The organism is Streptomyces sp. NPDC043996 (assembly GCF_056435225.1).
The window spans coordinates 314,879-338,507 of sequence record NZ_JBWKEY010000004.1; the positions used below are offsets into that span (position 1 = coordinate 314,879).

Annotated in this window: 21 protein-coding genes; 7 read left to right on the forward strand and 14 right to left on the reverse strand. The window is 72.0% G+C overall.

Annotated elements, in window-relative coordinates:
- Nucleotide 1: 1 nt before the first annotated feature.
- The 7 genes from AC07A4_RS12240 to AC07A4_RS12270 all read right to left on the reverse strand — a co-directional run bounded on the left by AC07A4_RS12240 (nucleotide 2) and on the right by AC07A4_RS12270 (nucleotide 8,804).
- Nucleotides 2-1,531, reverse strand: coding sequence for a Wzz/FepE/Etk N-terminal domain-containing protein (locus tag AC07A4_RS12240; protein ID WP_478596547.1), 1,530 nt, complete (start codon nucleotides 1,529-1,531; stop codon nucleotides 2-4).
- A complete protein-coding gene (locus AC07A4_RS12245) occupies nucleotides 1,528-2,892 on the reverse strand; it encodes a Wzz/FepE/Etk N-terminal domain-containing protein (protein ID WP_478596549.1) in 1,365 nt (454 codons plus the stop codon). Before AC07A4_RS12245 ends, AC07A4_RS12240 begins: the two co-directional genes overlap by 4 nt.
- A complete protein-coding gene (locus AC07A4_RS12250) occupies nucleotides 2,889-4,154 on the reverse strand; it encodes a glycosyltransferase family 4 protein (RefSeq protein WP_478596551.1) in 1,266 nt (421 codons plus the stop codon). The genes AC07A4_RS12245 and AC07A4_RS12250 overlap by 4 nt, the downstream gene beginning before the upstream one ends.
- Entirely contained in the window at nucleotides 4,144-5,460 is a 1,317-nt protein-coding gene (locus AC07A4_RS12255; RefSeq protein ID WP_478596554.1) for a nucleotide sugar dehydrogenase, read from the reverse strand. The genes AC07A4_RS12250 and AC07A4_RS12255 overlap by 11 nt, the downstream gene beginning before the upstream one ends.
- 73 nt (nucleotides 5,461-5,533) lie before the next feature.
- Nucleotides 5,534-7,012 carry a sugar transferase gene (locus AC07A4_RS12260; protein ID WP_478596556.1) on the reverse strand — a complete coding sequence of 493 codons (1,479 nt, stop codon included), beginning with the start codon at nucleotides 7,010-7,012 and terminating at the stop codon, nucleotides 5,534-5,536.
- Nucleotides 7,013-7,803: 791 nt separating this feature from the next.
- Nucleotides 7,804-8,037, reverse strand: a complete 234-nt coding sequence (locus AC07A4_RS12265) for a carbamoyltransferase C-terminal domain-containing protein (protein ID WP_478596559.1) — start codon at nucleotides 8,035-8,037, stop codon at nucleotides 7,804-7,806.
- A 29-nt stretch (nucleotides 8,038-8,066) separates the two neighbouring features.
- Entirely contained in the window at nucleotides 8,067-8,804 is a 738-nt protein-coding gene (locus tag AC07A4_RS12270; RefSeq protein ID WP_478596562.1) for an SDR family NAD(P)-dependent oxidoreductase, read from the reverse strand.
- Between the two features lie 84 nt (nucleotides 8,805-8,888).
- Here AC07A4_RS12270 and AC07A4_RS12275 point away from each other — a divergent pair, with 84 nt between their 5' ends.
- The 4 genes from AC07A4_RS12275 to AC07A4_RS12290 all read left to right on the forward strand — a co-directional run bounded on the left by AC07A4_RS12275 (nucleotide 8,889) and on the right by AC07A4_RS12290 (nucleotide 12,870).
- Nucleotides 8,889-9,617 (forward strand): TetR/AcrR family transcriptional regulator, encoded by a 729-nt coding sequence (locus AC07A4_RS12275; protein ID WP_478596564.1) that lies wholly within the window; start codon nucleotides 8,889-8,891, stop codon nucleotides 9,615-9,617.
- Between the two features lie 90 nt (nucleotides 9,618-9,707).
- Nucleotides 9,708-10,142 carry a hypothetical protein gene (locus tag AC07A4_RS12280; protein WP_478596566.1) on the forward strand — a complete coding sequence of 145 codons (435 nt, stop codon included), beginning with the start codon at nucleotides 9,708-9,710 and terminating at the stop codon, nucleotides 10,140-10,142.
- Complete coding sequence (locus AC07A4_RS12285) at nucleotides 10,139-12,004, forward strand: FAD-dependent oxidoreductase (protein WP_478596568.1); 1,866 nt, start codon at nucleotides 10,139-10,141, stop codon at nucleotides 12,002-12,004. Before AC07A4_RS12280 ends, AC07A4_RS12285 begins: the two co-directional genes overlap by 4 nt.
- Nucleotides 12,001-12,870 (forward strand): hypothetical protein, encoded by an 870-nt coding sequence (locus AC07A4_RS12290; protein WP_478596569.1) that lies wholly within the window; start codon nucleotides 12,001-12,003, stop codon nucleotides 12,868-12,870. The genes AC07A4_RS12285 and AC07A4_RS12290 overlap by 4 nt, the downstream gene beginning before the upstream one ends.
- 8 nt (nucleotides 12,871-12,878) lie before the next feature.
- Here the strand turns inward: AC07A4_RS12290 and AC07A4_RS12295 are convergent, their stop codons facing one another.
- Both AC07A4_RS12295 and AC07A4_RS12300 read right to left on the reverse strand, forming a co-directional pair.
- Nucleotides 12,879-13,649 (reverse strand): methyltransferase domain-containing protein, encoded by a 771-nt coding sequence (locus AC07A4_RS12295; protein WP_478596570.1) that lies wholly within the window; start codon nucleotides 13,647-13,649, stop codon nucleotides 12,879-12,881.
- Between the two features lie 111 nt (nucleotides 13,650-13,760).
- On the reverse strand, nucleotides 13,761-14,636 hold the full coding sequence (locus AC07A4_RS12300; RefSeq protein WP_478596572.1) for an NAD(P)-dependent oxidoreductase: 876 nt from the start codon (nucleotides 14,634-14,636) through the stop codon (nucleotides 13,761-13,763).
- A 288-nt stretch (nucleotides 14,637-14,924) separates the two neighbouring features.
- Here AC07A4_RS12300 and AC07A4_RS12305 point away from each other — a divergent pair, with 288 nt between their 5' ends.
- Nucleotides 14,925-15,239: a hypothetical protein gene (locus AC07A4_RS12305; RefSeq protein ID WP_478596574.1), complete on the forward strand. Its 315-nt coding sequence runs from the start codon at nucleotides 14,925-14,927 to the stop codon at nucleotides 15,237-15,239.
- Between the two features lie 17 nt (nucleotides 15,240-15,256).
- Here AC07A4_RS12305 and AC07A4_RS12310 read toward each other — a convergent pair whose 3' ends face one another.
- Nucleotides 15,257-15,724 (reverse strand): AQJ64_40280 family protein, encoded by a 468-nt coding sequence (locus tag AC07A4_RS12310; protein WP_478597497.1) that lies wholly within the window; start codon nucleotides 15,722-15,724, stop codon nucleotides 15,257-15,259.
- Nucleotides 15,725-16,133: 409 nt separating this feature from the next.
- Here AC07A4_RS12310 and AC07A4_RS12315 point away from each other — a divergent pair, with 409 nt between their 5' ends.
- Nucleotides 16,134-17,066, forward strand: a complete 933-nt coding sequence (locus tag AC07A4_RS12315; RefSeq protein ID WP_478596576.1) for a trypsin-like serine peptidase — start codon at nucleotides 16,134-16,136, stop codon at nucleotides 17,064-17,066.
- Nucleotides 17,067-17,076: 10 nt separating this feature from the next.
- Nucleotides 17,077-17,379, forward strand: coding sequence for a carboxypeptidase-like regulatory domain-containing protein (locus AC07A4_RS12320; protein WP_478596578.1), 303 nt, complete (start codon nucleotides 17,077-17,079; stop codon nucleotides 17,377-17,379).
- Between the two features lie 37 nt (nucleotides 17,380-17,416).
- Here AC07A4_RS12320 and AC07A4_RS12325 read toward each other — a convergent pair whose 3' ends face one another.
- From AC07A4_RS12325 to AC07A4_RS12340, 4 genes are all read right to left on the reverse strand, one after another.
- Nucleotides 17,417-19,111, reverse strand: coding sequence for a peroxidase family protein (locus AC07A4_RS12325; protein ID WP_478596580.1), 1,695 nt, complete (start codon nucleotides 19,109-19,111; stop codon nucleotides 17,417-17,419).
- Nucleotides 19,112-19,221: 110 nt separating this feature from the next.
- Nucleotides 19,222-19,650, reverse strand: a complete 429-nt coding sequence (locus tag AC07A4_RS12330) for a hypothetical protein (protein ID WP_478596581.1) — start codon at nucleotides 19,648-19,650, stop codon at nucleotides 19,222-19,224.
- 144 nt (nucleotides 19,651-19,794) lie between these two features.
- On the reverse strand, nucleotides 19,795-21,483 hold the full coding sequence (locus AC07A4_RS12335; protein ID WP_478596584.1) for a PHP domain-containing protein: 1,689 nt from the start codon (nucleotides 21,481-21,483) through the stop codon (nucleotides 19,795-19,797).
- A 10-nt stretch (nucleotides 21,484-21,493) separates the two neighbouring features.
- Entirely contained in the window at nucleotides 21,494-23,401 is a 1,908-nt protein-coding gene (locus AC07A4_RS12340; protein ID WP_478596586.1) for a LamG-like jellyroll fold domain-containing protein, read from the reverse strand.
- Nucleotides 23,402-23,629 lie beyond the last annotated feature (228 nt).

Sequence of the window (23,629 nt, forward strand, 5' to 3'; positions counted from 1 at the left end):
GCTACCGCGCCTCCTGGTCGCTGTTCGGTACCCGTGCGGCCGGCACCGGCGGCCGCTCCGTGCGCCGCTGGCCCGTGCCGTTCTGCCGGGCGAGGCGCTGGTGCGGGCCGCGCAGCGCGGTGTGCGGCCCGTCCCACAGGGTGCCGTCGGTCCGGTCCCGCGGATCGGGTTCGATCAGCACCACACCGATCACGGGGATGTCCTGTTCCGCCAGCTGCCGCGCCACGGTGTGCAGCCAGGCGGCGCTGCCGTGCCCGGCCCGCACGACGAGCACGGTCTGGCCGCCGAGGAACCGCAGGTCGGTCCAGGCCGTGCCGGGCGCGACCGAGCCGACGCCGAGCCTGCGCGTCTGCTGCGGCAGGGCCGCGGCGGCCTCGCCGTCGACCACGTCCGGGTCTCCCGGCCGCTCGCGGCGGCCCGCGAGGTGCGCGCCGGGCAGACCGTCGACGATGACCACGGGCCCGTCCTCCGCCAGTGTCCTGGCGACGTCCAGGGCGATCGCGCTCGCGGCGCGCGCGCAGCCCAGTTCGAGCAGCGACACCGGTTCCGCGGAGCCGCGCACGGCGCGGGCCAGGGTGGTGGTGAGCCGCGTCCTTGCCGCCCGGGTCCGTCTGAGCTGCCACCGCCCGGCCGGTCGGCGGGACACCCGGCGCAGCTCCGCGATGACCGAGGCGCCCAGGTTCGCCGCGATCTCGCGGCGCAGCACGGGGCGGTCCGCCACCACCGAGCCGACCGCGGCCACCGCGATCCCCAGGACGAGCCCGAGGACCAGCCCGATCCCGGAGTTGGTCACGGCGGCCTTGGCCACGGAGTGGCGCACCGCGCGCGGGGAGTCCACGATCTGGGTGCCCGCGATGAGCCGGGGCGTGCCGACGCGTGCCTCTTCGGCGCGCTGGTTGAAGTCGGCGATCCGCGAGCTGAGCTCGGCCCTGCGGGCGAAGAGCGACTCCGTTCGCGCCGACTCCTTCGGGCCGCTCCTCTGCGGTCCGCCTCCGATCTCCTCGTTGACCTGGACGAGTTCCTTGCGCATGCGGTCGCGCTGCTCGAGCAGGGCCTTGGCCTCGGCCTTCGCGGTCTCCCGCATCCGCCGCACATGGTCGGCGACGAACGCGTCGGCCAGCGCCTTGGCCCGGGCCACCGCCTGCGCGTCGCTGTCCGCCGTCACATCGATCCGCAGCAGGTTGTTGGTCACGCCACTGCCCCGGTAGTCCCCCATGAAGTCCTCGGGGTTCTCCCCTGACTTCAGGGCCCGCAGGGCCTGGCTCGCGATCCGCGTGGTCTTCAGGAGTTCGGCGTCGGTGCGGATCAGGGTCCCCGTGTCGTTGGGCTGGTCCTCCTGGTGCGCGACGAGGATCTTGGTCATCGCGGTCGGCGGCGGCGGCTTCAGGACGGCGAGCGCCGCACCGGCCATGAATCCAAGGAGCGCCAGCAGGCACCACAGACGGCGGCGTCTGCGCACCGCCACCACCAGCGCCTGCAGGTCCAGCAGCGGAGTCGCGGCCGTCGACTCCGAAGTCGTGCTCGTCGTCACACAGAACCTCCTGTCGCCTGGCCGCGCCCCGCGAGCGCCAGGTCGGCGTTCTCCGGAGGCTGGCCGGCGGCCTTCGTCGTACGGGCCCGGACCGTGCCGGCGATGACGACGCCGACGACCTCATGTCTGCCGTCGGCGCACGCCTCGGCGATCCCGGCGAGTTCCCCCGAGGTCCAGCTGCCCGCGCTGAGCACGATCAGGGCACCGGACTCGGTGTCGCGGTCGGGCACCATCGGCTGGGACAGCGAGACGTCCACAAGGCGCAGCACCGGATCGCTGTTGGCCTCCGTGACGAGCTGCCCGGCGGCCCGGCGGGCGATGCCGTCGCCGTCCGGTACGACGACGAGCAGCCGCCGAGGGGCCGCCAGCTCCTCCCGGAGCCGCGCGCACACCCGCCGGTAGCGGACGCGTCTGCTGGCCTCGTCGCCGGAGCTCCGCGGCATCGGCAGGTCCCATCGGGTGTCGACGCCGAGCAGCCAGCGGAGCCAGGCCCGCGGGCCACCGCCTCGGGGGCGGGCGGACCGCTCGTCGGGGACGTCGACGGTGCCGAGGACCTCCGCGCCAAGGGCGGCGGCGATCTCCGGTTCGGTGCGCGGGCGGCGGTTGACCCGGGCCGCGGCGAGATGGCCGATGACCGCGACGAGGAGGAACAGCGCCGCCCCGCCGCCGACGAGGTGCGTCCTGGTCGGCGGCGCCTCGCCGGTCGGCCGGGGCGCCGGGCCCATGACGACCATGCCCGCCTTGCTGGTCGCGCCCCCGGTCTCGTCCAGCTTCTTCATGGCCTCCTGCAGCGCGGTGCGCAGCTTCTCCAGTTCGGTGCGGGCCTGCACGCTCTCCACGGTCCGCCCCGGGTCGGCCGCGTTGGCCAGCTCGGTGATGCGGCGGTTGGTCTGCGCCACCTTCTTGCGCAGGGCCTCGGGCCCCGTGGCCGCGTCGGAGTCGCTGCCGTCGCCCGCGATCCGGGCGGAGAAGGTGACGAATTCCTGTGCCACCCGGTCGGAGAGCCGCTGCGCGCCGTCCGGGGTGTGGTCCGTACCCGAGATCTTGATGATGTTCCCGTCGGTGGCCTTGGCGCTCACGCGCTCGCGCAGGTCGGCGCCGCTGACGCCCTTCCAGCCGAGCGAGGTGGCCGCGCGGTCGACCACCGACGAACTGGTCGCGATCTCCGCCTGGGTGAGCAGCTCGCGCTCCTCCCACTGCCCCGGCAGCAGCACCGACACCGACGCCGTGTAGCGCGGTGGGAACAGCACCGAGACGCCGTACCCGACGAGCGCGCCAAGGACAGTGACGACGGCGAGCAGCCGCCATCTCCGATGGAGAATCCGCCCGATCGTGACCAGGCGAATCGTGTCCTCGCTCAACCGCGCGGCCTCCACCCTGTGCGGGCCCGGCCGCCCGCGGCCACCGGAGTGCGCTCACGGCAGGCCGCGGCGTACGCGGCGAGCAGCGCCGCCTGCGAGTTCCGCCAGGACAGCGGCCCGCTGATCCGCTCCTGGCCGATCTCGCCCATCCGGGCCCGCTCCTTGGGGTCGTCCAGGAGCCGCGCGATGTGCCGGGCGAACGCGGCCTCGTCGTTGGCGGGCGCGTAGACGGCGGCGTCACCGGCGGAGACCCGCGCTTCCTTCAGGTCGAACGAGACGATCGGGCGGCCCATCGCCATGTACTCCAGGACCTTGTTCATGGTCGACACGTCGTTCAGCGGGTTGCGCGGGTCGGGGGAAAGGCACACGTCCGCGGTGGACAGGTAGCGCACCAGGTCGGCGTCGGGGACGCGCCCGGTGAACTGCACCCGCTCGCTGAGCCCGAGGGTCCGGGACAGCTCCACCATCGCGTCGAAGGCGTCGCCCGCGCCGACGAACACCGCGTGCCAGTCGCTCCGCCCGAGCTCGTCGCGCAGCTTGGCCAGGGCCCGCAGGGCGTAGTCCACGCCGTCCTGGGGTCCCATGACGCCGAGGTAGCACAGCAGATGGGGCTTGCCGCGCTTCAACTCCGGTTCGGGCGGCACTGGTTGGAACCGCTCGATGGCGGGCGCGCTGCGCACCACGAAGACGTCGTCGGGCCGTCGCCCGCCGCGGCGCACCGCGACGTCCCGGTAGCTTTCGTTCGTGGCGAGCACGACGTCCGCGGCCCGGTAGGTCATGCGTTCCAGCGCGCACACGGCGCGGTAGAGCAGGTCCTCGCCGCGGCCGAACCGGGAGAGATACAGCTCGGGCACCAGGTCGTGCTGGTCGAAGACGAACCGCGCGCCGCGCCGCTTGAGCCACCGCGCCGAAAGGAACAGCAGGTCGGGCGGGTTGCAGGCGTGCACCACGTGTACGGGGCCGACCTTGCGGATGAGGCGGGCCGTGTGCCACAGCGCCGATCCGTACTCCCGCAGGTAGCCGGCCGGTCCTCCGGTGGCCGCGCGCAACGGGTAGCGGTGGATCCGCACCCCGTCGATCACCGCCTCCGGCTCCGTGTCCCGCTTCTCCCCCCGGGGACAGATGACGTGCACCGTCCAGCCCGCGTCGCGCAGCGTCGTGCACTCTTGCCACACCCGCCGGTCGAACGGCACCGACAGGTTCTCCACTAGGATCAGCGCGCTCCGGCCCGGCCGGTCTGAGCTGGTCGTGTTACCAAGCAAGTCCCATGTACCCCGGTTCAGTCCGACGCGCCTCGGCGTCGGGAAGGCGGATGAGGTCGACGATCACCGGTCCTTCGCCATGCGGCAGTGCCGCGATGACGTCCGGCTCCCTGGTCCCGACCAGGCACACCTCGGCATGTGCGAGCACCTCGTCGACGGAGTCCGCGAGCAGCTGCGCGAGGTGCGGAAGACGGGTCTCGATGTACTCGCGGTTCGCGCCGAGCAGCCGCGATACGTTCACGTTGGGGTCGTAGATCCGCAGGTCGTACCCCTTGCCGAAGAGTCTCTCCGCCAGTTCGACGAGCGGGCTCTCGCGGAGGTCGTCGGTGCCGGGTTTGAAGGAGAGGCCGAACATCCCCACGCGGCGCTTGCCGGTGCGCTCGACGAGGTCCACCGCGCGCTGCAGGTGGTCGGCGTTGGAGGGCAGGACGTGGGCGAGGATGGGCACCGAGACGTCGGCCCGCCGCGCCGCGTGGACCAGGCTGCGCAGGTCCTTGGGCAGGCAGGAGCCGCCGAAGGCGAAGCCGGGCCGCAGGTAGGCGGGGCTGATGTTCAGCTTGCGGTCGGCCAGGAACACGTCGATGACCTGGTGCGAGTCGACGCCGAGCGCCTGGCACACCGCGCCCAGCTCGTTCGCGAAGCCGATCTTGAGGCCGTGGAACGCGTTGTCCGCGTACTTGATCGCCTCGGCGGTCGGGACCGGCACCCGGAACACCTCGCCGGGCAGGCTGTCGTACAGCGCCCGCACCGCGTCGCCGCTCGCCGCGTCGAGCTCGCCGATGACGGTCTTGGGCGGGTCGAAGAAGTCCCGCACGCTCGTGCCCTCGCGCAGGAACTCCGGGTTGACCGCGACCCCGAAGTCCACCCCGGCCGTGCCGCCGACGAACTTCTCCAGGATCGGCACGAGCAGGTTCAGGCAGGTGCCCGGGAGCATGGTGCTGCGGAACACGACGGTGTGCCGCTCACCGCCCTCGGCGAGCACGGCGCCGATCTGTTCGGTGACCCGCTCCAAGTACGTGGTGCACAGGCTGCCGTTGGGCTCCGACGGCGTGCCCACGCAGACCAGGGACACATCGCTGCCCATGATCGCCTCGCGGACGTCGTCGGTGGCGCGTAACGCACCGGTTCGCACGACGTCGGCGATGAGCTCGCCGATCCGTTCCTCGACCACCGGGGCCTTGCCGTCGTTGACCAGGTCGACCTTCACCGGGTTCACGTCCACCCCGATGACCTCGTGCCCCATGCTGGCCAGGCACGCGGCCGACACGCAGCCCACGTAGCCGAGCCCGAAGACGCTGACTCTCATGCCCTTCCCCTCCCCCAGGCGGGCCCGGTCGGCCCGCGGTCCGCGCGCCGGCCGGACGTCGTCCCCCCGCGCATCAGTACGCCCCCTGTCCGTGGAGCACCGCACGCAGCGTCTTCCACAAGATCACCGTGTCCAGGGCGAGCGACCAGTCCTCCACGTACCGCAGGTCGAGGCGGACGGCCTCCTCCCACGGCAGGTCACTGCGCCCGCTGATCTGCCACAGGCCGGTGAGCCCGGGCTTGACCAGGAGCCGTCGGCGGATGTCCGGGCCGTAGGCGGCGGACTCCTCCGGCAGCGGCGGCCGCGGACCGACGAGCGACATCGATCCGGTGAGTACGTTGAACAGCTGCGGCAGCTCGTCGATCGAGTACCGGCGCAGCACGCTTCCCACCCTGGTGACCCGCGGGTCCCTGCGCATCTTGAACAGCAGTCCCGCGCCTTCGTTGCGGTGGGCCAGCTCGGCCCGCGCCCGGTCGGCCCCGGAGACCATGGTGCGGAACTTGTAGATGGTGAACTCGCGGCCGTCCTTGCCGACTCTGCGCTGGCGGTAGAACGCCCCGCCGCGGCTGTCCACGAGGACGAGCAGCCCGACGAGCACCATCAGCGGCGCGAACAGCACCAGCAGGATCGCCGCGCCGAGGCGGTCGACGACCGCCTTGACCACCCTGCGGCCCCCGGTGAACGTCGGCATGCTGACCCGCAGCAGGGGAATCCCGAGGACCGCGTCGACGTGCAGCCGCGGCCCCGCCACCTCCATCAGGACGGGGGCCACGACCATCTCGGCGTCGCTGCCCTCGAGGTTCCAGGCAAGGCGCTGCAGGCGGTCCGGCGACCAGTGCGGGTCCGGTGTGACCGCGACGACGCGGTAGCCGTCGCGACGGACGTGGCTGGCGACGTCGGCCAGCTGGCCGACGACCGGAACGCCGTCCAGCTGGTCGCCGTCGAGACCGTGACCGTCCGTCGTGCACACCGCGTCCACCCGCCAGCCCAGGTGCGGGAACTTGCGGGCCCGGGTGATCAGGTCGAGCACGGTGGCCAGACTCCCGGCGGCGAGCACCGGTCTCAGGCACCGGCCTTCCTTCCGCTGCTTGTGCAGCCACAGGCGCAGCAGATACCGGGCGGTCATGGTGGTGAGCGCGATCGCGGGGATCGCGACGAAGATCCAGAGCTTGATGTTGCGCGAGGTGAGGGCGATCCCGCCGAGCGCGAGGACGACGACCGCCGTGAACAGTGAACGTCCGAGCCGACGGAATTCCTCGGCGCCCTGGCCGAGCACGGCCGGAGCCCACGCCCGGCTCACCGCGAGTGCTCCCAAGACGAGGAGCTCGGTGCCGAATGCGAGAATTCCCCATTTCTCATGCCAGTTGGCCGCGTCCCGGGCCCCGAAGAAAATGCCGATCGACGCCACGACAAAAGCCGTGGCCACGGTATCGCTGATAATGACGGTACGACGGTACCGCTGCTCCCAGTCAATTGCGGGCTGGCTGATCTCCCCGTTCGCCAGACGCCCGCGCGCCGACGGAAACGGGCTCGCTAATTCCCCCTGCTGCACAGAACCCCCCCAGGTCACCAGTAGCTCGACGTGCTCGCGTCACACTGTGCTTTCCGCGAGAGGCCAAGCCCCCCGCGCCGCGCCGTTCCTCCCCCCGGGACGTCCGCGCCCTCCGCGCATGACGTCCCGCTCTTTCAGCGCTGGTTGAACACCCCACCCCGGTCGCGGCGGACGCGCGGTCCTGCCGGACTCTCGAGGCACGCGGAAACCCGTCGAACCCCGGGCGCTCCCCGCGCCCGAAGCCCTTGCTCGGGCCCCAGGAATGATCACCCCCACATATGGCGCCAGGGACGCCGCCGCCAGCTGTCCGCAGCGCCGAACCCATAGATCATCATTGGTTGCTTCGCGTACGAGCAGCTGAAGCACGGTCAATTTAGACCATCGAGGTCAGTATGTAGAGGGGGTGTGTGCAATTCGTGCCCAAGCTTTGAGACTTGATCCACCAGCCGGTCACCGCCCACAGCTGACGTAACGACAGGGACACACCGTGTGACCTGTGACGATGCATGCTCTCTGGGTGACTGACACCGGGCTCCCCAAGGCCCGTCCGAACTGGCAACCGAACCGCTCCCAGGCCCGATTGACGCCCTCCGGCGGGGCAGGGTGACGGAGCGCGTCTACGCCGAGCGGACCGCGCGCTACCGCTAACGGGCCACACCGCACCGGTCCACCGCCCAGCGGGCGGCCCGCACGCGGCAGCGCCCAGCCGACCGTGACAGACCGCCTACTGAGCCCAGTTCGGCACACCCGCCTGGGGCCCACTCGCACGCACGGCAGCGGCGGCGGGCCCCTTACCGTCGCGGGGCAACGAAGGCGTCATTCACGGCGCATCCATCAAAACCGTGTCGCTCGCCGTACGCGGTCAGGTCACTGCCGTGGTTAATGAACCCGGACCCTGAATAGTCGAGCGAGGTGTTGCAGAGGACACTGAAGCCGGTCAACTCACCGACTTTCGTCAGCAGTTCGACAATTGCCGGGTGCGCCGTCGGATCGATGGTCTGGGCGCGAGCCGTCGATGGCGGCACCGATGGCGGAGCCGCTGTCGCCGGGTCGTTCAGGCCCGCGTGTAGCCGCCGTCGGCGAAGAGTTCGGCGCCGGTGACGAACGACGAGGCGTCCGATGCCAGGAAGAGGGCGGCCTCGGCGATTTCCTCGGCGTCGGCCAGCCGCCCCAGGGGTACGGCGGCCTCGGCGAACTGGTCGACGTCCGGCCCCGCGGCGCCCAGCAGGCCAGGGGTCCGTGTGGGCCCCGGGCTGAGTACGTTGACCCGGAATCGGCGCTCCCGCGACTGCCGGGCCCAGTTGTGCACGAGGTTGCTCACCGCCGCCTTCGAGGCGCTGTACACCTCCAGATGCCCGTTGGGGCGCACGCTGTTGCTCGAGCCGATGACCAGGATGGAGGCGTTCTCCGCCAGCAGCGGAAGCGCTTTCTGAACGGTGAAGAGCGGGCCTTTCACGTTGACGGCGAGCGTCAGGTCGACGTTCGCCTCGGTGTGATCGCCCAGCGCGGCGTCCGCGACGATTCCCGCGTTGGCCACCAGCACGTCGATGCGTCCGGCCTGCTCGCGGACCCGCGCGTAGAGCGCGTCCAGGTCGGCCAGGACCGAGACGTCGGACCGTACGCCGGTGGCCGCGGGGCCCAACTCCTTGACCGCCGCTTCGAGACGGCCGACGTCCCGGCCGGTCACGAAGACCCGTGCGCCCTCCCGGACGAAGCGGTGGGCGATGGCAAGCCCGATCCCGCTGGTCCCTCCGGTGATCACGGCCACCTTCTCGTGCAGCACGCCCGCCATGTCGGACCCCTTCGGTTATGGAATCGATCGTCCACAACGTAGGCAGTTATGGACGATCGAGTCAAGAATGGCTAGGCTGAGATCATGCCGAGACCACGCGCATTCGACGAACGCCACGTCCTGGAGCAGGCCCGGGAACAGTTCTGGGCGACTGGCTACGCGGGCACCCGGATGGACGACATCGCCCGGGCGACCGGCCTGGGCAAGGGCAGCCTGTACGGCGCGTTCGGCGACAAAGGCAAGCTGTTCCACCGGGTGTTCGGCGACTGGTGCACCGCGGTCGTCGAGGTGGCCGAGGGGCGGCTGACAGGCGGCCCGGACGCGCAGGCCATGGCCCGGCTTTCGGGATACGTACACCTCATGGCGGAGAACACCGCCTCCGACACCGAGCGCCGAGGGTGCCTGTTGGCCAAGGGCGCGGCGGAACTGGCCCAGCACGATCCGACGGTCGCCGAACGGTCGGCCGAGACCATGACGGCACTGCTGACGCTGCTGCGGACGGAGATCAGCGCCGCCCAGCGCCACGGCGACATCGACAGCGCCGCGGATCCGGAGCGGTTGGCGGAACTGCTGCTGACGGTGGTCCGCGGCATCGAGGCGGTCGGCAAGGCCGGCCTGGCCCCGGAGACGCCGCTGGTGCGCCTGCCGCGCCTGTCCCCGTCCGCCGACGTCTCCGCCAGATCGTCGCCATGGGCCGCTCCCCGCACAAGCGCTATGCTGCGGAACATCGCGGACACCGCACTGGCGGTCCTGCCCAGGCCCGAGGGGCGGAAAGGCCCTGCGACTGGACGCGGTCCGGCCCGCGAGGCCTAACGACGAGCGCGGCGCCAGCGCGCAGTCGCGATCAAGCCCTTCCCCAGGCGCCACGCATGGACCGGCGGACCGCTGGGCACCGATGATCGCGTGCACACCGCAGACGACTCACCTCGCTCCAGCGCGGACGACTTACCCTGCTTCACCGCCCTGTCGGCGCGGCTGACGGGTTTCGACACGGCCGCCCTGGAGGCCACCGGCCTGACGGAGGCGTACCGGACGGTCGCCGCGGAACAGCTCGGTCTAGAGCGGTACGCGCGGCTGCTGTGCGAGCTGGGGGATCCCGATGACGCCATGGACGCCGAGCTGCGGGCGGCCGCCCGGGCGGTGACGTACCTCTGGTACACGGGCAGTTGGCCGGGCCCGCCGCCCGTCGTGGTGTCCGCGCGCGCGTACGCCGAGGGCCTGGTGTGGAAGGCGGCCGGTCTCAAGGCGCCCGCCACGGCGCCTGGCGGGTACGGGAGTTGGAGCGGGGCGGGCGACCGGTCCGGGCCGGGCGACTGGGCCGTGGGGAGCGGCGCGTGACGCGGTACGACGTGATCGTCGTCGGCGCCGGTGTCGCGGGCTCGCTCGTCGCGCACCGGCTCGGCGGGCACGGCCGACGGGTCCTGGTCCTGGAGGCCGGTGCGGCAGGCGAGGGCGCTCACGAACCGGCCACCGACCGCCTCGCCGCCTACCTCACGGCCGCCGCCAAGGTGCCCGGCTCCCCCTACCGCGCCGATCCGGCGGCCCCCTGGCCCGAGGTGACGGACCTCTCCGGCACGGAGGGAACGCCCGCCTTCCGGGCGGCCGGCCATCTGCTGCAGGACGGCCCGCTCCCGTACGCAAGCGGTTACGTCCGCGTCAACGGCGGCACCGGCAACGTCTGGACCGGCCTCGCGCCCCGCATGCTCCCGGAGGACTTCGACACCGAGTCCTTCGGGTACGGACGCCGTTGGCCGCTCTCGTACGCCGATCTTGAGCCCCATTACCGGGCCGCGGAGGAGGAGTTGGGGGTGGCCGCCGATGCCGGCGAACAGCGCGAGCACGTCGGCCTTCCCTTCCCCGAGGGCTATGTGTTCCCCATGCGCGCCCTGCCCGCCTCACGTGTGGACCGGCTCCTCTCGGCCCGCCTGGACGGGCGCCGCGTCAAGGACCCGGTCTCCCTGGACGAGGTCGAGCTGAGGGTGGTCGGCACCCCGCACGCGCGCAATGGCGTCCCCGATCCCCGTTACGACGGTGGCCGGGGCTATGTGCCGCGCGGGCGGGACGGCCGGGACGCCCCGGACAGCCGGTGCGTGGGCAACGCGAGCTGCGTCCCGCACTGCCCCTCGTACGCGAAGTACACCCCGCTCAAGACGCAGGGCCGCTGGAGCGCGACCGTGACGCTCCGGGACCAGTCCGTGGTGAGCCGCGTTCTGGTCGACGGGCGGGGGCACGCCACGGGCGTGGAGTACCACTCCCACGACGGCGAGGTGTCCGTCGCCCACGCGGATGTCGTCGTGCTCGCCGCGCACGCCGTGGAGAACGCCCGGCTCCTGCTCCTGTCCCGGCTCGGCGGCCGCAGCGGCCAGGTGGGCCGCAATCTGATGGACCATCCGGTCCTGCTGACCTGGGGCCTGCTGCCCGAGGACGCCGGGCCGTACCGGGGCCCCGGCTCGGTCTCGGGATTCGAGGGCTTCCGCGGCGGCGCGGCGCGCCGCCTCCGGGCGCCGTTCCGCGTCGAGCTCGGGGCGTGGGGCTGGGTCTGGGCGAAGGGGTCCGTCGACGCGGACGTGCACCACTTCCTCACCGAACGGGGCCTGTTCGGGACCGAGTTGCGGCGGGCGGTCGGGGACCGGGTCCGCCGCCAGTTCGCCCTCCAGTTCGAGATGGAACAGGGCGCCGACCCCGCGAACCGGGTCACCCTGCACCCGCACGAGCGCGACCGCCTAGGCCTGCCCCGCCCCCTCGTCACGTACGACCTCGACGCGCACGTGAAGGACGGGATGGCGGCGGCCCGCGCGGTCTCCGACCAGATCTTCGCGCTGCTCGGCGCCGAGGACCACACGGACTACGCGCCGGTGGCGGCCTGGCCGGGCCGCTTCGAGCACGGCGGCCGTACGTACGGCTACCGCGGCGCCGGGCATGCCGCCGGAACCCACATCATGGGCGACTCCCCGGCCACGTCGGTGGTCGACGCGTGGCAGCGCTGCTGGGACCACCCCGGTCTGTACGCGGTCGGCTGCGGCAGCATGCCCTCGGTGGCCACCTCCAACCCGACGCTGACGATGGCCGCGCTCGCCCTGCGCAGCGCGGAGCGCGTCGAGGCGGATCTCGCGGCCCGCGACCGCCCGGCCGCCCTCGCCCCGCCCCCGGCACCCCCCGCGACCGACGGGACGCCCCCGACCCCAGGAGCCTCAGCATGACCGCCCCCCTGCCTTTGCCGCCCGTACCCGCCCCGTTCCAACTTCCCTTCCATTACGGGGCCTTGCACCAGCTCGGCATCGACTGGCTGGCCGACCCGGGCCCGGTCCGCGACCTGCTCGCCAAGCACCACCCGGACCTGACCGCGGCCGCCTTCGAGGACGGGCGGGCCCTGGTCTCGCTCAACTACCAGCTGTACTTCGCGCAGTACGCGTTCGGCGGCGGCGTCACCCAGGAGATCGAGTTCAACGTCATCGCGTTCCCGACGGCGGAGGCCGACCGGCTGCCGCGGCTGACCTACGCCCAGTACGCGCAAGGCTGGGACCAGACGAAGCTCCTCGGCATCGCCCGCCTCCACGTCGTGTGCGACAACCCGTTCGCCATCAGGGCAGGGCAGGAGCTCTACGCCGAACCGAAGCACCCCGGCTGGTTCGAGGTCGGCCTGCCGTCCCTCAACGGACCGGCGGGCGAGACCTGGACCGTGCGGTGCAAGGCGGCCGCGATCGGCCCGGACGACACCCTGGAGAGGGACCCGCGACCGCTGCTCGACCTCACCGCCGAGCTGGACGGCCTCACCGCCGTCGCCGCCAACTCCGCCCCGATCACCGGCTACGGCACGGACAGCGAGGGGCGCCTGCTCGCCGGTCCCATGAACGTCTACCAGCCCTACCGCTGGTACGACCTGGCCGCCTCCGCACACTCCGCTCGCACGCGCCTCACGCCCCACAGCCCGCTCGACGGCCTCGGCCGCGACCTCCACACCCTCCTCGGCGACGCGACACCGGCCGTCGGCGCCTGGACCTACCAGTCTCCCCCGGTGGCCGCCCACAACCGCCCGTACTACCTGCCGCCAGGGCAGCGCCCCTGACCTTGGCGTCAAGCGGCCTTCGCGAAGACGAGCACCTCCGTGGAGGCGACGCCCATGGGCGCCAGGAAGCTGCCCTCCAGGCTGCAGCCGAGGGTCGCGAAGAGGTCCACGCAGGTCCCGCGGGGCATGGCGGCCGGATAGGAGCCGTGCCCCGCCTCGCCCTCCGTCGCCCAGGCGCGCACCGCGGCCGGATCCAGACAGGTCTCCGTCATGACGTCGAACACGATCCGGCCACCAGGTCGTGTCACGCGCGCCATCTCGAAGAAGTAGCGGGAGGCGCAGAGGAACGTCACGGTGTTGAAGACCTTATGGGCCTGGACGAGGTCCACGCTGCCGTCGGGCGTGGGCGCGAGACTGCAGCCCGCGGTCGGCTGGGCGATCACGCTGAACTCGTCCACCAGGTAGTTCGCCCATGGCTGCGCCGTCTCATAGATCTCGTAGCGGCCTGGTGAGCATTCCTTCAGCGTCTTCTCCAGATACCGTCCGGACCCGGGGCCGATCTCAAGGACCGTGTCCGGGTCGTCGGCGAACACGCCCAGAGCGCGCAGTTCGTCGATGGTGGACTGGGTCGCGCCAGGCGTCCCGTTCATGACCGTGTCGATATGGTCCCCGACCGAGAGCCCGGCCGCCCGCGCGGCCCGCATCGTCGCCTCGAACGGGATGAAGTCGTCGACGCCGCCCCGGTTGTTGGTGCTGCGCACGATGTCGAATCCCACACGTCCCAGGAGCCGTTTGACTCCCGCCTTCCATACTGACGTTCCCCTGCCCGCTGCCCCCATGAGGCACGCCCTCCCCCAGGTCGTCTTGCCCTCGGTGTCAGCCTAGGGACACGGACGCGGGCGCGCAGCGGGACGGCGAATTCGCCGCGAGGCGGACACAGCGGCCCACGGTCAGTGGGAGCTCCTGAGAACTCGCACCGCCGCCGGACCCGTGTAGGCCGTCACCCCCTCGGCCCGCTGCCGCTCCAGCGCCGCCACGGAGCGCTCGAAGTGGTCGGCGCGCACGCCCGCGTCGCGGGAGGCCTGTGCCATGTTGCGCACACTCGCCAGGACCACGTCGAGGCCCTGGGAAAGCACCGGCTCCGCGTCGGAGTCGATGTCGGCGGCGAACGCGGGCATCACCTGGGCCATGTTCGTCAGCCACGGCACCAGCAGCTCCGTGAAACCGGCCGCGCTGCCTTCCTTGTGCGAGGTGGCCATCGCGACCGAGTGGAAGAAGCCGTCGAACATCACGTTCATCGCGCTCAGCAGCGCCAGGTCGTACAGCGCGGCTATCCCGGCGTCGGCGCCCAGATATGTGGCCGCCCCCAGTGCGCTCAAGGTCTCCTTGTGCGTGTCGAAAGGTGCTTTCTGGCCGCTGTAGAGAACGAATGCCTGCGGCGTCGCGACAGTCGTCGGAATGGCCATGATTCCGCCGTCCAGATACGCCGCGCCCTGGCTCACCGCCCATTCTTCGGTTTCCCGGGCCTGGGCGGGTGTGCCATTGGTGAGGTTGACCAGGGTCCGACCGCGCAGGGCTTTGGCAGCGGGCCGGAGAGCCGAGTCCACGACGTCGTAATCCAGCAGGCACACCAGTGACAGCGGGCTGGCGAGCAGGGCTTCCTCGACCGTCTCGGCGCGCAGAGCACCACGTGCCACCAGTTCGTCGGCCTTGGCGGCGCTGCGATTCCACACGGTCGTGCGATACCCCGTGGAGATGAGCGCGTCCGCCAGGGCCCGTCCCATCTCACCGAGGCCGATAACGGTGACTGCTGCCGCGTTGTTCACCCTTGCTCCTGTTCGTGCGCCGCGTACTCGGATGTGCCGTGCGTACGCGGATGTGCCGTCCCCTTCACCTTCATGTCCGTCGCACCATCTCTCAAGTACGCACTAAATAGTGAGTGGTTACCTAAAGGTGCGCGGAACAGGCTCCGCACTGCCTCGGCGCCTGGCAGGGCGACGCCTCTGGGCACTCTCGCGGCAGCCGCTCGCGAGCGCCGCCCGAACGATCCGCGCGGGAGACCGCGGCGGCTAAGGTGTCGGCGTACGGGGGATGGCGATCTTGGGGAGGGGCCGATGGGTCGCAGCAGCATGTCGATAGAGAACCAAGGCGACATCGCGCTCTGTCTCTTCATCGAGCCGTACCTCGAGGACTTCTGGATGCGGCCCGGAGAGGCGTTCACCGTCCGTTCCGAGGTGGACGGGGTCGGCGTCCTGTTCGAGACGGCGGTCGCGAAGGGCTGCGTCACCGTGTGGCTCTACGAGGACGGTGACCCGTTCAAGTTCGTCGCCGACTACGCGGTCGTCGACGCGGACGGCAAGCCGCTGGAGTCCGGTCATCAGCGGCCTCCTGGCCAGCGTTGGTCGGCGGGCGGCCCGATCATCGACTGACGGCGGCGGGCTGGGGGTCAGGAAGGCGGGCGAAGGCCCCACGCGTTTTCGAGACCCGGCCGGACGTCGTCCCCCAGGACGCCATGCGTCCGCCCGCCCGGCAGCGTAGGCAGCTCCGCCCAGTGAGTCACCGTTTCCTCGCTGTTGAGGCCGTACGGCAGCCGGACGACCCCGTCGGAGTCGACGAAGCAGTCTCTGTGTTCCGTCCCGCTCTCACTCCAGTACAGCGTCATGAAGACCATCGGCCGCACCAGCCAGAATTCCTCACCCAGCGCCTCGCCGGAGTCACTGGGATCACTGGACTCTTCAGGCTCGCAGGGCTCACCGGGTTTGGCAGGCTCATCAGACTCGGCAGACTCATCTGACTCGGCTGTGCTCTCCGCCGGATACCGCCCCGTGATCGCCGCCGCCACCGGCGCACCCGCGCGAGGCAGTCGCTCGCGTGCGTCGACCCATGTCACCACCGCGTTCAGACGCGTCGTCATCTCCACCCTCGCTCCGGCCGTCCAGCCCCTCCAGCCCTCCAGGCCTTCGCCCCGGGTGAAGGCCACCACGCCACGGTAGCCCGCGGCCCACGGACAGATCTCCCCACCCGCCCCCGCCACCCATGGGACGCCCGGGACGAAGCGGTGCCTCTGGGACCCGGCCCGGGGCGTTCGTCGTGGGAGTGCGGAGGCGTGCGGCACGGTGGCCGCCACATGGGCCCCGGGAGTCCGCCACCGGCGTACGCGGCGTGCGCCGGGCGGCGGACGCGCGCCGACGAGTGGTCGGCGCAAAAGGCTCATTGCCGCACTTGTCCGGCGGCAGTAGAAGGGGCATTGACCCGAAACGTTGCGGCCGCGGCGTCCAGGAAGGCATCACAGCGCACCTCTCAGGGAAGCCGGGTGATCCAGCATGCCGCAAGACCCGCACACCGCAGTGACGAACGAACCCGACGAAGCGACCGTCACGCTGGCCGCCGAACAGGAGACGGTCCTGCAACCGCCCTCCCAGGGCACGGAAGGCGAGCCCCAGCACTCCACCGGTGAGGGCCTGGAGCACATCGAGGGCTATCGGCGCCCCGAGCACTTCGGGCCGGAGGCCTGGACGGCCCCGACCGCCGTGCTGCCCGACATCGGAGAGGCGTCGTTCGGCCCCCCGCCTCCGGCCCCGGAGACGGTGCACGGGCCCGATGACCGCGTACAGATCACCAACACCAGCGTGTACCCGTGGCGCGTCCACTGCTACCTGCTGATCACGGCCCGCGACAACGCCCGCTACCAGGGCACCGGCTGGCTGCTCGGACCCCACACCCTCGCCACCGCGGGCCACTGCGTCTACATCAAGGGCAGCGGCGTGGCGGGCCGGGACGGCTGGGTGAAGAGCATCCAGGTCATGCCCGGGCGCAACGGCGGCTCGCTGCCCTACGGCAGCATCACCTGCACCAGCTTCCGCTCCGTGCTCGGCTGGACCCGGGACGGCGACGAGAACTTCGACTACGGCGCCATCATCACGCCCTCCAACATCGGTTCCACCACGGGCTGGTTCGGCTTCGGCGTATGGTCGGACTCGGACCTGCTCAAGACCACGGGGAACATCGCGGGCTATCCGGGCGACAAGCCGCCGGGGACACTCTGGTACGCGGCGCGCGGCATCGACTCGGTCGCCGCGCGCAAGGTGTACTACGACATCGACACGGCAGGCGGGCAGAGCGGAAGCTCCGTCTACCGCATCGACAACAACAACCGCTACGGCTTCGCCATCCACGCCTACGGCGGAGCACGGGTGAACTCGGGCACCCGGTTCACCACCCCCGTCTTCAACAACTACGTGGCCTGGAAGGCGTGAGCACGACCTCATGAGCGACGGCAGTCCCGCAGTGGAGATCACCGGTGTCGTCCGTGGCGCCTCGGGCGCACCGGTGGCGGGCGCGCACGTCCTGTTCACCGCCGGGCCCCGGCCGCTGCCGGACATCGCCGCCGTGACGGACGCCGAGGGACGCTTCTCCCTCGGCGCCCCCACGGCGGGCCGGTACACGCTCACCTGCCGGGCGGACCCCCTCACGGGCCCGCCCGGCACGGCCGAGGCCACCGTCTACGTCGAACCGGCGACGTCGGCCACCGCCGCGGGGCCCGCCTGGGTCGAGCTGACGCTCGGCTGACCGGCCCGGAAGGCTCCCGCCCGGGACACGGACGGCGTCAGAGCGGCAAGTGGAAGACGTCGTCCTGGATGTTCGTGATCTGTGTGTTCCGCCTGATCACGTCCGACATCCTCGTGCTCTTGACCGCGGCGACCTCGGCGGGGGTGAGGGCCGGGTCGTTCTCGAACCAGAGGCGGTCGCCCGCCCGGGTCCGGGTGAGCTGCTCGACGATCACCGCGGTGAGGAGCGGGCCGAACGCCGTACCCGGGACGTGGGGTTCGGCGAGGCCGCCGATCAGCGGGTCGAGGAGGCAGATGTCGCCGTACGCGGTGGCCAGCTTCGCCCGCACCGCCGGGTCGGGGGTGAGCTCGGCGAAGGTGCGGACCGGGGGCAGCCCGTACGCCTCGCGGCACTGGTTGTAGTCCGGGATGCCGTGGTCGCGGGCGCGCTGGATGTCCACGGCCACCAGGTCAAGGGGCGGCGCGCCGGGGAAGCGGATGCTGCGCATCGCCTCGATCACCGAGACGTCGATCTCCTGCATGACCTGTGACGCGAAGCCCTTGAGGACCGGGCCGATGCCGTACTTGTTGACGATCCCGATGTTCAGCAGCGCCTGCTCGTGCGGCACGGACTGCAGGACCTGGCCGTCGTTGTCGACGACCAGCAGGTCCGGGGAGAGCATCGAGTGGCCGAACCGGAAGCCGAAGGTGGCGAACTCGGCGCTCATGGTCGGATCCGTGTGCGGGTCGTAGCCGTCGTAGGGGCCGATCGCGTCCGGGCCGAGGATCGCCGGGATGAACTCCTGGAAGGTGATCGACCCGATCAGCGCGCCGACCCACTTGCGTGCGTGCTGGAAGACCTGCTCGGCACTGGCGGTGGGGCGCTCGGCGGCGATCTGCGCGGCCAGCCGGTTGTGCTCCCGGACGAACAGCGTGTGGATGCTCATCAGGCCGTATCCGGTGTTGGCCCGCTCGTCGCCGGCCAGGAAGAACCCGGCCGCCGGTCCGACCGTCTGGTTGAAGAGCCCGGCCGTGTTCAGCGGCATGACCGGCCCGTCGACGCCGGTGCCGGTCTTCAGGGCGCTGGTGTAGGCCGCCACCGGCCCTAAGTTCCGGAGGGCGCGCAGCGCCGCGGCCCGTCCCTCGTCCGGGCCGTACACCGGGCTGCCGTCGATGTACGAGCCGAAGCTGTTGAGCTGCTGCCGCGGCTTGCGTCGACTCCGGCCCGTGGAGGGGTCGTACGCGGAGCGGGTGAGCGGTATCTGGCTGCCCGGCGGGAACGCGGTGTCGTCGGCGGGGACCGGGATGCCGATGGTCTCCAGCGGGTCCGCGGCGGCGATGAGGTTGAACTCGTGGTTGAGGAACTGACCCCACATCCAGGTCAGGTCCGTCAGGCGCTGGGCGTTGAGGGTGTCGGTCTCCTGCTTGCAGACGATGTTGCTGACCACCCGGGCACTCGGGCGGTCCGCGCCCGCCGGGGCGCTCACGCCGTCGGCGTACCCGATGGGGGTGCGCCGCAGGAAGACCGATCCGGCGGCACCGCGCGCGGGGTGGCTGAGGTTGTTCCCGTAGCCGGTGACGGACCGGTACACCGGCGGGTTGGCCGCCGAGGGTCTGCCGTCGACGGCCTCGGCCGCGTCGCCCCCGGGCTCGACGGCGGTGCTCTCGGCGGCGGGGCTCTCGGCGCCAGCGGTCGCGGCTTCGCCGGACGGCGGGACGGTAGGACGATCGTTCGTCGGGTTGGGCCTTTCCATCAGGAATCCTCCGGGAATACGAGGAGTAGGCGGTCTCGGACTCTAGCGCGCCGGAGAAATCCCCGAAGGCGGAAAGGCAGAACAGCCGCGGCACCGGGTCGACGCGGCCCTCACCCGCCGTCAGCTCCTCCTCCGACGATGTCCACGAGGTCGCGTCCCTCCGCGTCGACCCAGAACCGCGTGCCGTAGAGGTTGCCGGGGCGCGTGCCGGAGACCCGTTCCGCGATCTCCTTCGCCAGGGTCGTCGGGGAGTACTGACGGCCGTCGAGCGCCCGTTTCAGGGGCTTGTTCCGGTCCTCGACCCACACCGCCCGGCCGCGTTGGGGATCCTCCGCGAGCCAAGCTTCCAGCGCCCCTTCGGGACCGAGGCCGGTTCCGCCGTACGGGCGGAAGGTGAGGACCGTCCCAGCGGGGATCAGGGCGTTGTCGACGATCTGGAACACCGTGCGGGGCCCCATGCCGCGCTGCGAAGCACGCTGGGCGGCCTCCGTCTTCTCTGCCCGGGCGGGCCGGATGGTGAACCCTTCCAGCCCCGGCACCGGGTACAGGGTGGACAGGGTCAGCACCGCCGACGCCGACGTGGCGGGGGCGGACTGACCGCCGTGCGCTGCATGCGTACGACGCCTGCGCTCTCGGCGATGGATCAGGCCGCCCGGACCAGCTGACGACGGCTGTCGGAGGAGTCAGCGCACGACGTCCACGAACACGGGGTTGGTGTACAGCCATGTGTCGGCCCACGGGTCGCCGTCGCCGGGCTTGTGGCGGATCGGGCCGTGTGGGTCGATCGTGGCGCCGAGGAGCCCGGGGCCGTGGCGGTTGCCGTCGCTGCCGCGCAGGCGTACGTAGCAGGACTCCTCGATCCTGCCGAGCGGGACGCGCAGCGTGTAGCGGCCGGTGCGTCCGGAGACGTCGGTGGTGTGCGCGACGCGGGTGTCGGGGGCGCGCCACGCGTCGCGGTCGCGGGCGGGGCCTTTCACCGCGCCGCGGATGACGTCGAGGTGGGCCAGGCGCGGCACGTGGCCGTGGTGGTTGGGGCGGGACGCGGTGGTGACGGTGACGGTCAGTGTCACGCGCTCGCCGCGGTGGACGCGCAGGCGGCCGCCGAGTGTGACGCCGCGTCCGCCGCCGCCGTGCGCGCGGCTCACGCGGACGTCGATGCCGTCGACGAGCTGCCCGTGGTCCACCCACACCCGGCCCGCGCGCAGCCCCGCCATGACGTGCCGGTAGCCGTAGCGGGTGACGCCCACGTGCGTGCGGCTGAACTGGCCGGGCCACAGGTCGCTGCCGGGCTGCGGCTCCGTGGTGTCGACCGGGTCCGGGAGGCGGCCGGTGTTGTCGAAGTTCCGGCCGGGCGGCCAGTCCCCGTTGCGCCAGGTGTCGAACACCACCCGGTGGACGTCGGAGTTGGAGGTGACCGAGAAGAGCTTGCCCTCGGCGAGCATCGCGTCCCACAGGCCGCCGACGGTCGCGGTGGCCCAGTCGAAGCCGCCGTACGTGACGTACGCGTCGAGCGGATAGCCGGGGAAGGAGTTCGCGGAGGGGCTGTTCTCGTACCCGCCGCGGATGCTGGACGCGCCGCGGCCGGGGTGGGCCGCTCCCTGCGAGCCCGGCGCGCCCTCCATGCCGATCATGACCTCGGGGGCGGCGTCCCGCCAGGCGCGCATCTCGTGCGGGGAGTTGATGCCGAGGCGCAGCGGGTGGTTGGCGAGGACGAGGACGTCGTCGACGTAGCCGCGGCGGCGCTGCCGGTCGAGCCATTGGAGGGCCTTGACGGCGTGGGCCTCGTTGCGCGGCGTGTCGGGGTGGTCGGGGCCGCCCGCGGTGTAGCCGAGGAGCTTGCCGTCGAAGTCCTGCTCGAAGCGGGTGAGCAGGTCGACCTCGTGGCGTCCGGGGGCCGCGAAGACGGTGGCGTGTTCGGCGCCGGGGATGTACCACTCCAGGCCCTGGAAGATCAGCATGCGGCGGTTCTCGGCGCGGGCCCTGCGGATCTCCCGGTGCTCGGCCTGGGCGCCGCCCGCCTGGTGGTGGCCGATGTTGCTGTGCTCGGTCAGGACCATCCAGTCCAGGCCGTAGCGCGAGGCGGCGGTGGCGAGCTGGGAGAACGTGTACTTGGCGTCGTGGCTGTAGACGGAGTGGATGTGGTGGTCCCCGACCAGGTAGACGAGGTGCGGGTCGTTGCCGCCGGGGTGGCGGTACGGGAGCGCCTCGGCGGGGGCGGACGCGGCGCCCAGCGTGTGGGCCGCGCCCGCGAAGGCGGCGCCGTAGAGCCCGGCGCGGCGCAGCAGTCCACGGCGGCTGACGCCCTGTGCGTCGAGGGCGGCGGCGGGCACGTCGGGGTCGGCCCAGCGCGGCAGGGGTTGGGGGCGGTGCACGGGGGTCTCCTCAGGGGTGGGCGTTCATGAACGCGCGGACGGGCAGGGCGCGCGCGGTGACGCGTACGTCTCCGATCCAGCCGCTGAAGAGCTGGTCGAGGTCGCCGTCGTACGCGTATCCGGCGAGCAGCCAGGAAAGGCCGAGCGTGGTGAGGCCGCCCGCGCGCGTGGCGGGGTTGCGGGCGACCGGGCAGCCGTCGACGTACAGCGTGGTGCGGCGGCCGTCGTTGACGACGGCGGTGTGCCACCAGGTGTCGAGCGGGAGTTCGTGGCTCCAGTTGGTGACGACGCGGTCCTGGTCGAGGGGCGCCGCCGCCCACTGGAGGGCGTGGCCGTCGGAGAGCGAGAGGGTGACCACGGGTTCGGCCGGGTCGCCCTGCTTTCCGGCGGCGGCGAGTGTGCCCTGGCGGCTGAGGATCGCCGACCAGGCGTTGCGGGAGCTCGACCAGTCGGCGGGGAGTTTGAAGAACGCCTCCACGGTGAAGCCGGACCGGAAGGTCGCGGTGTCCAGCGGGGCTCCCTTCACGGTGCGCAGGAAGGCCCCGCGCAGCGGGGGCCTGCCGCCGTCGAAGCGGAGGCTGCCGTGTCCGGGCTGGTCGGGGTGGTGCTCGTCGGACCAGCGCAGCGCGTCGGCGGGGCTGCCCGGGACGGGGACGCGGATGAGGTCGTTGCCGTGCCCGGACAGGTCGCGCACGCGCAGGGTGTCGTCGGCCGGGGTGCCGTCCTCGCGGCCGCTGTCGAAGCGCCAGTACGCGAGCGTGCCGGGGAGCAGCATCCGGGCGGCGGGGCGGGGCGGTCGCGGGGCGACGGGCGCGAAGCGGGCGAAGCGTCGTGCGAAGTCGAGCGGGACGGAGAAGGAGTCGTCCGGCCCTGTGAGTTCGACTTCACGCCGCTCCAGGGCGTTGAGGCGGCCCGCCGCGTCCTTGGCGAGGAGCCAGGGGGAGAACGTGGAGACGTCGATCGTGTCGCGGGCGAGGTCGAAGCGGTAGAGGCGGATCATCGCGCTGCCGCCGAAGTACCGGTCCTGGTAGTTGGTGAGGTGCAGATGGACGTCGTGGCCCGCCGCGTTCTTGCGTACGGTGCGCCCGGCGGGCCAGTAGTGGCCGTTGAGGGTGAGGAAGATCTGGTCGTTGCCGTCGATCAGCTTGTCCCACAGGCGCTGTCCGTGCTCGGAGAGCCGCGCCCCGCCGCCCGCGCCACCCGCACCGGCAGCCGCGTCGGCGTACACGAGGTCATGGGTGGTGAGGATGACGGGCGTGCGCGGATGCCGGGCGATGACGTTCCTCGCCCAGGCGATCCCGGCCGCTGACGGCCGCCAGTCGAGGGCGAGGAGCAGCCACGGGCGGCCCGCGGCGCGGAACAGGTGGAAGGTGTTGTAGCCGTCCGGCGACGCGCCGCCGAAGGTGGGCTTTCCGCGCAGGCGCCGGGGGCCGAAGGCGTCGAGGTAGGGGGTGCGGCCGCGCTGGTCGTCGGTGCGGGCGTCGATGTCGTGGTTTCCCGCGAGGACGCCGTATCCGATACCGCGCCGGTCGAGGATGCGGAAGGCGTCGCTGACCGGGGCGAATTCCTCGGGGCGGCCGTTCTCGACGAGGTCGCCCAGGTGGGAGAGGAACACGATGTTCTCGTCGCGGGCGCGGTCGGCCACGTAGCGCAGGGCCGCCTCGACCGGCTCCTTGTGGATGCTCGCGCCGTCGAAGAGGTACTGGGTGTCGGGCATGACGGCGAGCGTGAACCGCGGCTCGTCGGAACGCGGCCGGTGGCGTGGTCCGGCAACGTTGTCGGCGCGTACGGCCCGGTCGGCGTCCCCGGCCGCGCTCGCCGTGCCGCCGGTGCCCGCGACGCCCGTCGCGGCGGCGACGGTGGCGGCGCGCAGCACCGTGCGACGGCCCGTACCTCCCGTACGTTCTGAACCGAGCATGTCCACTTCCCCACCCCTCGTCCCCCCCCTGACGCATGACGCCCGCACGCTATGCGGGCCCCACACGCCCCATGCCTCCGCACTGGCGACACCTGGAAGAAGACTGCGTGAACGGGACGCCCCCCGAATCCGGGCCCCGGACCCGGCCCCGGACCCGGCTTCGGACCCGGCTTCGGCCGCGGACCCGCCCCGGCCCGATCGCCGCCCCTCGCCACGTAAGACTTTCGT

Bases quoted from the DNA above. Each gene is read 5' to 3' on its own strand.
- AC07A4_RS12255 (WP_478596554.1), bottom strand. From the start codon at position 5,460: ATGAGAGTCAGCGTCTTCGGGCTCGGCTACGTGGGCTGCGTGTCGGCC.
- AC07A4_RS12270 (WP_478596562.1), bottom strand. From the start codon at position 8,804: ATGGCGGGCGTGCTGCACGAGAAGGTGGCCGTGATCACCGGAGGGACC.
- AC07A4_RS12275 (WP_478596564.1), top strand. From the start codon at position 8,889: ATGCCGAGACCACGCGCATTCGACGAACGCCACGTCCTGGAGCAGGCC.
- AC07A4_RS12290 (WP_478596569.1), top strand. From the start codon at position 12,001: ATGACCGCCCCCCTGCCTTTGCCGCCCGTACCCGCCCCGTTCCAACTT.
- AC07A4_RS12295 (WP_478596570.1), bottom strand. From the start codon at position 13,649: ATGGGGGCAGCGGGCAGGGGAACGTCAGTATGGAAGGCGGGAGTCAAA.
- AC07A4_RS12305 (WP_478596574.1), top strand. From the start codon at position 14,925: ATGGGTCGCAGCAGCATGTCGATAGAGAACCAAGGCGACATCGCGCTC.
- AC07A4_RS12310 (WP_478597497.1), bottom strand. From the start codon at position 15,724: ATGACGACGCGTCTGAACGCGGTGGTGACATGGGTCGACGCACGCGAG.
- AC07A4_RS12315 (WP_478596576.1), top strand. From the start codon at position 16,134: ATGCCGCAAGACCCGCACACCGCAGTGACGAACGAACCCGACGAAGCG.
- AC07A4_RS12320 (WP_478596578.1), top strand. From the start codon at position 17,077: ATGAGCGACGGCAGTCCCGCAGTGGAGATCACCGGTGTCGTCCGTGGC.
- AC07A4_RS12325 (WP_478596580.1), bottom strand. From the start codon at position 19,111: ATGGAAAGGCCCAACCCGACGAACGATCGTCCTACCGTCCCGCCGTCC.
- AC07A4_RS12340 (WP_478596586.1), bottom strand. From the start codon at position 23,401: ATGCTCGGTTCAGAACGTACGGGAGGTACGGGCCGTCGCACGGTGCTG.